11 protein-coding genes are annotated in these 12,569 nt (G+C 71.2%); 9 read left to right on the top strand and 2 right to left on the bottom strand.

The annotated features are described in order from the left end of the window. Nucleotides 1–258: 258 nt before the first annotated feature. Both grxD and D6718_10445 read right to left on the bottom strand, forming a co-directional pair. Nucleotides 259–597, bottom strand: a complete 339-nt coding sequence (grxD, locus tag D6718_10450; protein ID RMG44246.1) for a Grx4 family monothiol glutaredoxin — start codon at nucleotides 595–597, stop codon at nucleotides 259–261. 40 nt (nucleotides 598–637) lie between these two features. Continuing rightward, entirely contained in the window at nucleotides 638–871 is a 234-nt protein-coding gene (locus D6718_10445) for a BolA family transcriptional regulator (GenBank protein ID RMG44248.1), read from the bottom strand. Between D6718_10445 and D6718_10440 the strand changes: the two genes are divergently transcribed. The 9 genes from D6718_10440 to D6718_10400 all read left to right on the top strand — a co-directional run bounded on the left by D6718_10440 (nucleotide 798) and on the right by D6718_10400 (nucleotide 12,273). Beyond that, the gene (locus D6718_10440) at nucleotides 798–2,378 is read left to right on the top strand and encodes a hypothetical protein (protein ID RMG44245.1); all 1,581 of its coding nucleotides are present in this window, start codon (nucleotides 798–800) and stop codon (nucleotides 2,376–2,378) included. The genes D6718_10445 and D6718_10440 overlap by 74 nt on opposite strands. Before the next feature lie 4 nt (nucleotides 2,379–2,382). Continuing rightward, nucleotides 2,383–4,278 carry a hypothetical protein gene (locus D6718_10435; protein ID RMG44244.1) on the top strand — a complete coding sequence of 632 codons (1,896 nt, stop codon included), beginning with the start codon at nucleotides 2,383–2,385 and terminating at the stop codon, nucleotides 4,276–4,278. Nucleotides 4,279–4,933: 655 nt separating this feature from the next. After that, nucleotides 4,934–6,487 carry a mercuric reductase gene (locus D6718_10430; GenBank protein ID RMG44247.1) on the top strand — a complete coding sequence of 518 codons (1,554 nt, stop codon included), beginning with the start codon at nucleotides 4,934–4,936 and terminating at the stop codon, nucleotides 6,485–6,487. Further along, entirely contained in the window at nucleotides 6,475–7,293 is an 819-nt protein-coding gene (locus tag D6718_10425; GenBank protein ID RMG44243.1) for a DUF547 domain-containing protein, read from the top strand. The genes D6718_10430 and D6718_10425 overlap by 13 nt, the downstream gene beginning before the upstream one ends. Continuing rightward, nucleotides 7,290–8,072: a glycosyltransferase gene (locus D6718_10420; GenBank protein RMG44242.1), complete on the top strand. Its 783-nt coding sequence runs from the start codon at nucleotides 7,290–7,292 to the stop codon at nucleotides 8,070–8,072. Before D6718_10425 ends, D6718_10420 begins: the two co-directional genes overlap by 4 nt. Beyond that, nucleotides 8,069–10,519, top strand: a complete 2,451-nt coding sequence (locus tag D6718_10415; protein ID RMG44241.1) for a radical SAM protein — start codon at nucleotides 8,069–8,071, stop codon at nucleotides 10,517–10,519. Before D6718_10420 ends, D6718_10415 begins: the two co-directional genes overlap by 4 nt. A 3-nt stretch (nucleotides 10,520–10,522) precedes the next feature. Continuing rightward, nucleotides 10,523–11,227: a glycosyltransferase gene (locus D6718_10410; GenBank protein RMG44240.1), complete on the top strand. Its 705-nt coding sequence runs from the start codon at nucleotides 10,523–10,525 to the stop codon at nucleotides 11,225–11,227. Beyond that, nucleotides 11,224–11,559 (top strand): DUF3179 domain-containing protein, encoded by a 336-nt coding sequence (locus D6718_10405; GenBank protein RMG44239.1) that lies wholly within the window; start codon nucleotides 11,224–11,226, stop codon nucleotides 11,557–11,559. The genes D6718_10410 and D6718_10405 overlap by 4 nt, the downstream gene beginning before the upstream one ends. A 3-nt stretch (nucleotides 11,560–11,562) precedes the next feature. Continuing rightward, nucleotides 11,563–12,273: a DUF3179 domain-containing protein gene (locus D6718_10400; protein ID RMG44238.1), complete on the top strand. Its 711-nt coding sequence runs from the start codon at nucleotides 11,563–11,565 to the stop codon at nucleotides 12,271–12,273. Nucleotides 12,274–12,569: the final 296 nt, after the last annotated feature.

The following is a 12,569-nucleotide window of genomic DNA, read 5'->3' as shown; positions in this document are numbered from 1 at the left end:
GCGGGGATGTCGCCTTCGGGTCATGGCGGAAGGATGGCGAGGTCCGGCGCGTGGGGGAAGGGCCGATCGGCGCGCGCGTCCCGGCTGCGGGAGGTGGCATGGAACGGGCCGCATCTGCGCCCCGCCGGCGCGACAGCGCACCCTTGGGAAAGCACCTCGCACGCTTCGAGCGCCGGCGGGCCGCTCCTGCCTCTGCCCTACGATGGAGAACGCGTACCGGCGGCTCCGGGCCGCCCGCAGATCTTTAGGGCGGTCGCGCTACGGTTCCTGGGGCGTGCCGCCGAGGGCTTTCTGGATAAGCGGCTGGAGTTCCCCTTTGAAGAACATCTCCCGCATGATGTCGCAGCCGCCGATGAACTGGCCGTCGACGTAGAGCTGCGGGATGGTGGGCCAGTTGGAATACTCGCGGATCGCCTGCCACTTCTCGCGGTCCTCGAGCACGTTCACCGCCTTGAACGGCGCCCCGATCTGCCTCAACACGTCGGCGGCCGCGGCGGAAAAGCCGCACCTTGGCTCTTCCGGCGTGCCCTTCATGTAGAGAACGATCTTGTTTTCGGCGATCTCGCGCTTGATCTCGTCCACCACGTCGCGGGGCATCGGATTCCTCACTTTCTCGCTGGTCGCACGGGGCGGTCCCTCATTCGTCGGGCGTCCGAGCGCTGACCGACAGGGCGTGAAGGTCCCCGCCGAGCACGTCCCCGAAGACGGCGTACACCATCCGGTGCCGTTCCACGTAGGACTTGCCCGAAAAGGCCTCGGAGACGACCTCGACCTGATAGTGGTCGCCGCCGCCGGTCATGTCGCTGACTTTCACCCTCGCGCCCGGGAACGCGGCTTCCAGGCGCCGCCGGACCTCCTCCGGTGCGATCATCCAGGGCTCCTCGCCCCGTCCGGCCACCCGGGACGGGGTGCTCCCATTGTGGGGGACCGGATCGCGCTGCGCCACCACCACGCCCTCGATTCGGCTACCATCGGGGGCGGGAGGAACCGACGTGCTGCGCGGGAAGAGCGGCTGGCTCCTCGCTCTGGGAATCGCTGCCGGCGCGGCGGCGGTCTGGGGAATGGCGCGGCGCGGCCCCCGAGCCGCTCCGGACATCGTGCTGATCGTCATCGACTCCCTCCGGGCGGACGAGCTGGACCGGACGGTGGGAGGGCGGCCGGTGATGCCGCACCTGTCCCGGTGGGCCGAGGGAGCCCTCCGGTTCACCGAAGCGCGGGCTCCGAGCTGCTCGACGCCGACCTCGGTGGCCGCGATGCTGACGTCGCTGCCGATTCCGGCGACCCACGTGACGTTCAAGCGCGGCCTGCCCGAAGGGGTGACGACCATCGCGCAGGTGCTTCGAGAGGCCGGCTACCGGACGGCGGCGTATTCGGCGAACCCGAACGTGACCGCGCGGCTCGGATTCGACCGAGGCTTCGACACCATGGTCGAGGCCTACGTGGATCCGGAACTCTCGGAGCGGGTCCGCATCCAACCGCGCCATCCGGGCTGGATCGTGAGGCCGGAGGTGCTGTTCGATCTCGCCTGGAAGGATCTCCATGACGGGGACGACCGGCCTCGCTTCTCCTACATTCACATCCTCCAGCCCCATGCCCCCTACGAGCCACCGCCCCCGCATCGGGATCTGTTCCGCGTGCCCGGTGCGCCGGAGGTCGACGCGAGCATCCCGAGCATCGCGGCCCACGACGACCGCCCGCTCGATCCCAGGTGGCTCGCCGCGCTCCGGGCCCGCTACGACGAGCACGCGCACTATGCCGATGCCGCGGTGGGGAGCTTCCTGGACCGCCTCGGGTCGGATCCACGCTTTTCCCGGGCGGCCGTCGTTGTGCTGAGCGACCACGGTGAGGGGTTCGGGGAGCACCGCAGGCTCTTCCACAACACGACCGTGTACGAGGAGATGCTCCGCATTCCGATGCTGTGGCGCCTGCCGGGCGATGGGCGGCGGCGCGGGAGGAGCGACGCGCGCGTCGATCTGCTCGACGTGGCGCCCACGCTGTGCGCCATCGCGGGTGTCGAGCCGCCCCGCCAGTTCTGGGGGCGGAACCTCCTCGCCGCCGAGCCGACGGCGCACCGGACGTTTCTTGCGGTGGCGCGCCCGCCGGCGCTGCGCTATCCCCCCTTCATCGCGCTTCTCGATTTCCCGACGAAGTTGATCCGGAACGAGCGCACGGGGGAGCAGCGGCTTTTCGACCTGTCGCGCGACCCCTGGGAGCGGCACGATCTGTCTGGGGAGGAGCCGGAGCGGCTTGCGGAGGCGGTGCGGCGCCTCGAGTCCGAGCTGGCGCGCTGCCGCGCGCTCGGGCTGGCGCCGGGTAAGGCGGCTCCTCCGCCCAAAGAGCAGTTGCAGCGGCTGCGTTCGCTAGGGTACGCGGATTGATCCGATGGGTCGGCGCCGCCGCTCAGGCTCCGATCCGCGTCGAGGCGTCGCCGGGCGGCCCGCGGCGCCCGCTCTCCCGGACATCGGCGCCGTGCGGGCCGCGGCCGCCGGCGCCCTCGGGGTGGCACTCCTCGCGTCCGTCCTCGCGCTGGCGTTCGGCGCCGGGCGACTCTGGTCGCTTCCCTCCGGCACCGGTGCCGGCAAAGCCGTCGCGCTCGGCGTGGCGCTCGGCTGCACGCTGTCGGGCGCGCTCTTGGCATGGCGGCGCCTGTCGGACGTCCGCCCGCGGGCGGCCCGCGTCGGCGGAACGATCGCGGTCGCCCTGGCGTTGACCGCGATTCTGAGCCGCATCGTCCCACCCACCTACATCGGCGATTGGCAATGGATCCTGTGGATCGCGGAGGACGGCAAGCCGCTCGGCAAGTGGTACGGCGCCTCGCTCGTCTACGTTTACGGCCACCGGGTGCTGGGCGGACTCGCCGGCCTCACGCCGTTCGAATCGGTGCGCTGGACCTCCGCCGCGTGCGGCGCCGCGACAGCTTGGGTCTGGTATCGGATCGTCGACGGGTTCGGGTGGACGCGCCGGGCGGCTGCGTGGCCGGCGCTGTATCTCTCGGCGTTCGGGGTGATCGGCATCGGGCTCGGCCACCTGGAAGTCTACGCTCCGGTCGGACTGCTGATCGGCCTGTACCTGTGGACCGGCTGGCGCCTTCTCGAGGCCCCCGACCGGCGCCGGTTCTGGGCGTTCGCCGCCGTCGCCGGGCTGGCTACGGGCGCCTACGTGGCGATGCTTCTCCTGGTCCCCGTGACGCTCGCCGTCATCGGGAAGGCGGCATCCGGCCTGCGCGGTTCCGCGGCGAAACGAGGGCTTCTGGCGGTCGCGGCCGTCGCTTTGATGGTCCTGCCGGTGACGGCGGAGAAGGTCGCCGGGCCCGAACCGATTCAGGGCCACCTCATCGACTTCTGGCGGGCCCAGGCCGCGCGGGACGCGGAGCACCTGCCGCGGGCGAAGGCCTTCCAGCCCTCCGACGTCTATTGGCCGCTCGTTCCCAATTTCATGGCACCGAAGTATTGGTTTTCGGGATGGCACCTGAGCGACATCGGCCAGCAGGCGCTGCTGGACGATCGTGCGGGGCTCGCGCTGGCGATCGCGCTCGCGGTGCTGTTGGCCTCGAAGGCTCGCTCGGGCTTTCGCGACCCGCGCGTGGCATTGCCGCTCGCCCTGTCCGCGGTGCTCTTGGCCTACGGGTTCACGGTCGTCAACGGACGGCCGTATCCTTGGGACTGGGATCTGTTCAGCTACGCCGCGCTGCCCGTCAACGTGCTGGCGGCGGGTCTCCTCACCCACCTCCTCGGCGAGCGGCCGCTCGGACGTGTCCCCGAAGCGCTGCTGGCCGCCGCGGGTTTGACGGCGGCGGTCGCGGGCGTCGCGTTCTTCCTCTCGGTGCCCAGGACGCCGTCCGAGTTCGGGCCGCCGCGAGGCGGACTCCGCCTCGCGGTCGTGCCGGAGCGGTTCGCGCTCGCACCGGGGCGCCCCGCTCATCTTTGGCTCTGGTTGGCGAACGACACGGACGAGCCGCGCCACGTGCGTCCCGGCCGGATCACGTACGCCCTGGTCGGGGAATCGGCGTCGTCGGTGCTCAGACAGCCCCCGCGCCGCCGGGCGGTGGTGGGGGGCCGCTGGGTTCCGGCGCACGGCGTCGCCTGCCTGCACGATTTCACCTATGACCCCGCGGCCGTCCGCATCGGTCCCCGGGCCGGGGGAGCGGAGGACCTGCGACCGCTGGCAGCCTCGGCGGGGCCGGACCTTTTCCTCGGTCGGCTGTGGGTGGATCTCGGGCGGGACGGTGGGCGCTTGAGGTCGAACCCCCTGGAGATCGCCACGGCCCCCGCGCATTGAGGCCAGGGTGCCTCGGCGATGGTGCGCCGGTGCCAGCCGGCTCGTTGCCCCGACAGAAGCTTCGGGCATCGGCCGGCTCCGCCTCGCGGGTCCGATCGCAACTCCCCGCGTGCCACCGAGCAAAACCCGGTTTCGCACCGCCGGGAATGTGAGGTGCATCCGCAATGGTGCGTTCCGCCGCCGAACTCGCTGGATGGAGGGAGGTTCCGGTCTCGAGCGGATCGATGACCGGGGATCGGGCGAAAGTGTCCGTCCTCCATCGAGTTGCGCGGCGTTTCGCACCATCGAGGAAGCACCTCCCAACGAGAGTGCATCGCGGATGGGTCGACCGATTCGGCACTCCCCCTTTCGTCCCCCGGTCCGGCGCTCCGGCTCTGGCGCGACAACCGGCTTTCTGTCAGCAAGTTGTGCTCTTCCGCGTCCTCGCCGACCCGGCGGCACCGTCCTTGCTTTCCCTCGGGCGGGGGCACGGCGCCATCGAGGCCAGACGCGCCCCCCACCCCCAACAAGCCCTCCGGCCGGGGACGAACGTCCCCCTCGGTCCCCGGCCGGAGGGCGCTTTCGGGGAACCAGTGCGGGCGCCGGTCCCCGGCAAAAAAGGGGAGCGCGCCCCCGCAGAAAGGCCGAAGCGAAGATGACCGGAACGACGAACGCGATGAGACGCGACGAGCTCGCGGGCGGCGAAGCCGCCGCGAGCGAACCCCTCGTCCGGCCCCTGGACGAGCACAACCGGCGGCTTCTCGAACGAGTCCACCCCCCCGGATGGGTCAACCCCGACCCGGCGGACCGGTACAACCTCGTCGTCATCGGAGGCGGCACCGCCGGGCTGGTCACGGCCGCGGGAGCGGCCGGTCTCGGGGCCCGTGTGGCGCTCGTCGAGCGCCACCTGCTCGGAGGGGATTGCCTGAACGTGGGCTGCGTCCCGTCGAAGGCGATCATCCGCGCGGCCCGCGCCCGCGCGGCGGTGGACGAGGCCCCCCGGTACGGCGTGGAGGTTCCCGGGGAGCCCCGCGTCGACTTCGCCGCCGTGATGGCACGCATGCGCCGCCTCCGGGCTTCGATCGGCGAGCACGACTCCGCTCAGCGGTTCGCATCCTTGGGCGTCGACGTTTTCCTCGGCGACGCGCGGTTCGTCGGCCGCGATGCGGTGGAGGTCGCCGGCCGGCGGCTCCGGTTCCGCAAGGCGTGCATCGCGACCGGCCGGCGTGCCGCCGAGCTCCCGATCCCGGGGCTGGCCGAAGCCGGCTATCTGACGAACGAGACGCTGTTCGAGCTGACGGAGCTGCCGCCGCGGCTGGTGGTCATCGGCGGCGGGCCGATCGGTTGCGAGATGGCGCAGGCATTCCGCCGTTTCGGCTCGCGGGTCACGCTGCTCGAGGCCGCCCCGAGGATCCTCGTCCGCGACGATCCCGATGCGGCCGAGCGCGTGCGCCGCTCGCTGGAGGCCGACGGCGTCGAGATCGTCCTCTCCTCGGCAGTCAAGCGCGTCGAGAAGACCCCCGGCGGCCGCACCGTCGTCTTCGAGGCGAACGGCGCCGAGCGAGGGGTCGAAGCCGACGCGATTCTCGTGTCGGTGGGACGAAAACCGAACGTGGAGGGGCTCGACCTCGACCGCGCCGGTGTCGCGTGGGATCCGCGGAAGGGCATCCTCGTTTCCGATCGGCTCCGGACCACCAACCCGAACATCTTCGCCGCCGGCGACATCGCGTCCGCCTTCCAGTTCACCCACGCTGCCGACGCGATGGCGAGGATCGTGATCCAGAACGCCCTGTTCCCGTTCAAGGCGAAGGCCAGCGCCCTCACCATGCCTTGGTGCACCTACACCGACCCCGAGCTGGCCCACGTCGGGCTCCTGCCGGAGCAGGCCGAGGAGCGCGGCATCGCCGTCGACACCTTCGAAATGCCGTTCCGCGAGGTGGATCGCGCCGTCCTCGAAGGGGATGAAGAGGGCCTGGCCAAGGTGCACGTGGAGCGCGGCACCGACCGTATCGTGGGCGCGACGGTCGTCGCACGGCACGCCGGGGAGATGATCGGCGAGATGGCCCTGGCGATGACCGCGGGTTGCGGTCTCAAGACCGTGGCCCGGACGATCCATCCCTACCCGACGCAGGCCGAGGTGTGGCGGAAGATCGGTGACGCGTACAATCGCACCCGACTCCGGCCCTTCATGAAGCGCGTCCTGGGGAGGTACCTGGCGTGGCGGCGATGAGGCGCTCCGCGAAAGTGGCTCTCGTTCTCGCGCTGCTCGCCACCGGTGGCGCCGCGGCCGCACCCGGAGACCGGTGCGCCGTTCCGCCGGAACCCATCGGAACGGGGCTGCACGCCGGCTGGGACCGCCTGTTGCGGGCGTTCGTCGCCGGCGGCGAAGTCGACTATGCCTGTCTCAAGCGCTACGAGCGCGAACTCGACGAGTACCTCGCCGCCCTGGCGGAAGCCGACCCCGAGACGGGATCGGTCGACGCTCGAAAAGCGCTGTGGATCAACGCGTACAACGCTTTCACCACCAAGCTGATCCTCGAACGCTACCCCGGGATCGCCAGCATCAAGGAGATCGCGCGCAAAGACCGCTGGCTCGCGCGGCGCTGGGACGTCGGCGGGACGCTCTATTCCCTCGACGAGATCGAGCACCAAATCCTGCGCAAGCGGTTCGGCGATCCGCGGATTCACTTCGCCATCGTCTGCGCCTCCCGCTCCTGCCCCGACCTGGCCCCCGAGGCCTACTCGGCCGAACGGCTCGACGAGCAGCTCGACCGGGCGGCCCGCTCGTTCCTCGCGGACGAGCGGAAGGGTGCCCGGACGGCCGTGGAGCGGGGCTGGTTCGGCGGGAAGCGGCCGACGCTCTACCTCTCGTCGATCTTCAAGTGGTTCGCGGAGGATTTCCAGAAGAGCGGCGGCAGCGTGGTCGACTTCGTCTTACCGTTCCTCGAGCCGGAAGACCGCGCGTTCGTCCGGCTCCATCGCGGGCAGCTTGCCGTCGCGTACCTCGACTACGACTGGTCGCTCAACGGACGATGATGGACGGCACGCGCCAGCTCACGATCGGGGTCGTGATCCCGACGCTGGACGAGGAAGAGGAGATCGCCGGCTGCCTCGACGCCCTGCGAGGCAACGCCGGCCCGCTGGACGTCGTCGTCGCCGACGGGGGAAGCTCCGACCGGACTGTGGAGCTGGCGAGCCGGTCTCCAGGCGTTCGGGTGCTCTGCGCGGAGCGGGGACGGGCGCGACAGATGAATGCGGGGGCGCGGGCGGCCCGCGGGGACGTCCTCTGGTTCCTCCACGCCGACACGCGCCCCGGTCCCGCCTGCGCCGATGCGATCCGCCGGGCGGCGGCTCGCGGAGCGCGGTGGGGCTGCTTCCGCTTCGCGGTTGCCGGGGCCCGCCTCCCGGACCGCATCCTCGAGGCGGCGGTGCGCTTGCGGACCCGCCTCCTGCACCTGCCCTACGGCGACCAGGGGCTGTTCGTCGAACGGACCCTGTTCGAGCGCGTCGGCGGCTACCCCGACTGGCCGTTGCTGGAGGACGTTGGGCTGGTGCGGCGGCTCGCGCGGAAACATCCCCCCGCGCTGCTCCCTGTGCCGCTGCCGACTTCCCCACGGCGCTACCGGAGGGATGGATACATTTCGACGATCTGGCGGCATCAGGTCGTCCTGGCGGGATTCATGCTCGGCCGCGATCCGGCGCGGCTGACGCGCTGGCGCGGGCCTGGCCGCAAGCAGAACATCCAGGAATTCCGGGGAGGCCGGGAGCGGAGGGAGCGCTCGTCCGGCCTCGCCGCGAGGGGACACGGACGATGACCCTGGACGGTGACACTCTTCTCTACGCTCCGGATCGCATCGACGTGGAGCGGCGGGACGGACTGTACGTCTTGATCGATCCATCCGGGCCGAACTGGTTGGCCACCGATGCCCGAGGGGCGGCGATCCTGGAGACCTTCCGGGGCGGTCGGCCCCTGTCGGCCGCTGTCCGGGACTACTCCGCCCGCCACCGGCTCGAGTGGCACGTCGCCTGGCAGCACGTCGATACCGTGGTCAGGGACGCGCTGCGACAGGGATTCGTCGCGACGGCGCCGCCGATGCCGAAGCCCTATCCGGGGAGAGCGCCATGGCTCGAGAACGCTTCCCTCGATGAGCTGTGGTTGCACACGAACAACTCTTGCAATCTGTCGTGCCGTCACTGCCTCGTCTCGTCCGGGCCGGACGGCGACCGGGGGTTGCCGGCGGAGACGCTCGTCGACGTCATCCGGCAGGCTCGCGCGCTCGGCGTGCGCCGCTTCTACTTCACGGGCGGCGAGCCCACCGCGCGCCCCGACTTCGTCGAGCTGTGCCGGGAGGCTCTGGCCGACCCCGACGCGGAACTCGCCGTCCTCACCAACGGCACCCTGCTGGACGATCGCCGGCTCTCCCGCATGCAGTCCCTGGACCGGAGCCGCATGCGGCTCCAGATCAGCCTGGACGGGGCAAGCCCGGCCGTCAACGACGCCATCCGCGGCCGCGGCACGTTCGAGCGCATCGTCGCCGGCATCCGCCGGGCCGCCGCGGCGGGCTGGCCGGTGACCGTGACGACGACGATCACCCGCGCGAACGCCGACGACGTGCCGGAGGTGACGAGGCTGCTCGCGCGCCTCGGGGTGCAGAACCATCACCTCCTGTGGCTCCACAAGAGGGGGCGCGCCGCCGGCGAGGCGCCGGACACGACGCCCGAGGTTTCGCGGGTGATCGAGGTGGTGCGGGCCTGCCGTCGCGCGGGCCGCGAAGTGGGGGTGACGATCGACAACTGGGAGGCGATCCGCGCCCGGGTCAACGCTCCGGCGGGTGTCCGTCGCGACCTGTCCAACGCCTGCGTGTCGAGTCTGTGTGTCTACTCGGACGGGACCGTCTACCCGTCGGCGGCGATGGCCGGTGTCCCGGAGCTGGCCTGCGGATCGATCCTCGAGGCACCGCTCGGCCGGATCCTCTCCGAGAGCGAGGTGGCGCGCCGCTTCCGGGCGGCGACGGTGGAGCAGAAGCCGCTCTGCGGAGACTGCCCGTTCAAGTTTCTCTGCGGAGGAGGTGACATCGAGCACGCCTACTTCTACGGAGGATCCATCCTCGCGCACGATCCGTACTGCGAGCTTCACAAGGCGATGATCACCGACGCCCTGTTCGACCGTGCGCTCGAGCGGAAGGCCGTGCTCAGCGACGGGGAAGCCGGCTACTCCGCTCCGCTGGCCATCACCGCGATGGGGGAGGGGACGATCCACTGTGCCACCGGCGAGCCGGTTCCGGAAGTGGTCACCTCGCATTCCGAGTGCGTCCGCTCCTTCGAGATCGACGAGCCCCGCCGGCTGGTGCGGGAGTTCTACGGTGCGGCGGCGGCCGCGCCGCAGGCGGAGCTTTGCTGCCCGGTGCGACCCGAGCCGGAAGATGTCGCCCACATCCCCCGGAAGGTCCTCGACCGCTTCTACGGCTGCGGCTCGCCGATCGCCGACGCCGACGTCCGCCCCGGGGAGACGACGCTGGACCTCGGATCGGGGGCGGGCATCGATGTCTTCATCTGCGCCCGGAAGGTGGGTCCGGAGGGCCGGGCCATCGGCGTCGATATGACCGACGAGATGCTCGAGATCGCCCGGGAGAGCCAGCGGGAGGTGGCGGAGCGTCTCGGCTACGATGTCGTCGAATTCCGCAAAGGGTTCCTCGAGGAGATCCCGGTCGACGACGAGACGGTCGACCTCGTCACCTCGAACTGCGTCATCAACCTCTCACCGGACAAGAAGCGCGTCTTCCGCGAGATGTGGCGCGTGCTGAAGGATCACGGGCGCATCGTCGTCTCCGATATCGTTTCCGACGAAGCCGTGCCGCCGGAGCAGCGCCGGGATCCGAGGCTGTGGGGGGAGTGCATCAGCGGGGCGCTCACGGAGGAAGAGTTCCTCCTGTACCTCGAGCGTTGCGGCTTCCACGGGATCGAGGTGCTGCGCAAGACGTTCTGGAGGGAGGTGTCGGGCTACCGGTTCCACTCGATCACCGTGCGCGCCTTCAAGTTCCGCAAGAAGAGTGGCTGTGTCTACGCCGGGCAGCGGGCGGTCTACCTCGGGCCGTTCAAGGGGGTGACCGACGAGGAGGGCCACTTCTTCCCCCGCGGCGTCCCGGTCGAGGTCTGCACCGACACGGCCGCGAAGCTGAGCCACCCGCCGTACGCGGGCTCCTTCCTCATCGAGGGCGAGCCGGCCGGCGAGGGGAGCGGTTGCGGTCCGGGATGCTGCTGAGCGATGGACCTGAGCCCCGCCAGCGATCGGCTTCTCCTGTTCGTCCGCGAGCCGGCACCGGGACGGGCGAAGACGCGCCTCGTCCCGGCGCTGGGACCGCACGGCGCGGCGGCCCTGTACCGCCGCCTTGCCGAGCACACCGCCCGGGAGACGGCGGCACTGGCGCGGGACGGGGCGAGCGTCACGGTTCTCGTCGATCCCCCGGCCGCGCTTCCCGCAGTGGCCGAGTGGCTCGGACACCGGTTCACCTATCGGCCGCAAGCGGAAGGCGACCTCGGCGCGCGGCTCGCGGCGGCGTTCGCCGAGGCGTTCGGGGAGGGGGCGCGTCGCGTGGTCGCGATCGGGAGCGACTGCCCGGGACTGGACCGGCACCGCCTCCACGAGGCCTTCGCCAAGCTGTTGGGCCACGACGCCGTGCTGGGCCCGGCGGTCGACGGCGGTTACTACCTCCTGGGCCTGTCCCGTCCCGTGGTCGAGGTCTTTCGGGACATTCCCTGGAGCACCGGGCAAACGCTCGCCGCGACGCGCGCGCGTCTGAGCGAGGCGCACGCCACCGTCGCCTTGCTCGGAGAGCTGCGCGACGTCGACACGCCGGAGGATCTGGCGGCCGCATCGGCGGCCCACCCCTGGCTGGACCCGCTCCGCGAGGCGGGCGGACCGCACGGGCGGGACGAGGGCGTCCGGCGGACGCCGAGGAGACAGCGATGAGAGGAACGGCAATCGGCCGGGCAGCCCGCTGGGCGCTCCTTCTGGCGGCGGCGGCCGCGCCTGGCACGGCCCAGCCGCGGAAGCCGCCGGCCGTGTTCGGCATCTTCGACGGCGACCCGATGTACACGGTGCTTCCCCCGGGGGCGATTCCGGCGATCGAGGCGCCGCGGTTCGTCACCGGAAAGGACGCCGAGGCGCAGATGTTGCCGGACGAGCCGGTTCTGGGGGTGGTGGTCGGCGGCGAGGCGCACGCCTACTCGCTCTGGCACCTGGACGCTCACGAGATCGTCAACGACGCCGCGGGAAACACGCTCTTCGCCGCCAGCTGGTGACCTCTGTGCCACACGGGCGTGGTTCACGTCCGCCAGATCGAAGGCCGGCGTCTGACGTTCATCGTTTCCGGAAAGCTCTGGCGCAACAGCCTCGTCATGCAGGACAAGGAGACCGGCACGCTGTGGAGCCACGTCACGGGAGAGGCGCTGCACGGCCCGCTCGCAGGCCACCGCCTGCGCATGCTTCCCGTGGTGCAGACGACGTGGCGCCGGTGGTACGCCGAACACCCCGATACGAAGCTGCTCGCCAAGCCGCACGAAATCCGGAGTTCCCGCTACGCCGACTACTTCCGGGACAAGCGGCGCGCCGGCCTGTTCCGTACCGAGTGGCTGCGGCGTAAGATGCCGGCGAAGACGCTGGTCCACGGGATCCGGATCGGACCCCACGCTCTCGCGGTGCGGGACGACCGACTGAAGAGGGGCCGGTTCGTGCAGGCGGAGCTGGGCGGCGAGCCGGTCGTCATCGTGCGCGCCGCCGACGGTGGGGTCCGGGCGTTCGCCGCCCGCGCCGACGGACACCGCCTGACCTTCCGTCGCGGGAAGAAGGGTGTGGTGACCGACCGGGAGACCGGATCGCGGTGGGATCTCGCCCGAGGAATGGCCGCGGCGGGGCCCTTGAAGGGGACCCGCCTCGAGGAGTTGCCCGTCCAGCCGGCGTTCTGGTTCGCGTGGAGCGCCTTCTTCCCGAACACCGCTGTGGTCGATCCCTCCTAGCCCCGAATCTTCATCGGACCTCGAGGCGAAGCGCCTCAGGTCCCGTCGGACGGCCCGCACGGAGGTCCGAGCGCCCGAGCCGGACGCCCCGACCCGGATGGAGGGCCCCGCTTCCGGCTTGGACGCGCTAAGCGCGGCCAAACGGATTGCCGGACAGTCCAGTGGACTGTCCGGCCGCGGGACAGGCCCCGCTTCCGGCTTGGCCGCGCTGAGCGCGGGCAAACGGATTGCCGGACAGTCCAGTGGACTGTCCGGCCGCGGGACAGGCCCCGCTTCCGGCTTGGCCGCGCTGAGCG

The organism is Acidobacteriota bacterium (genome assembly GCA_003696075.1).
In the GTDB taxonomy this organism is placed as follows: Bacteria; Acidobacteriota; Polarisedimenticolia; order J045; family J045; genus J045.
This window is presented reverse-complemented; position numbering and strand designations above follow the sequence as displayed.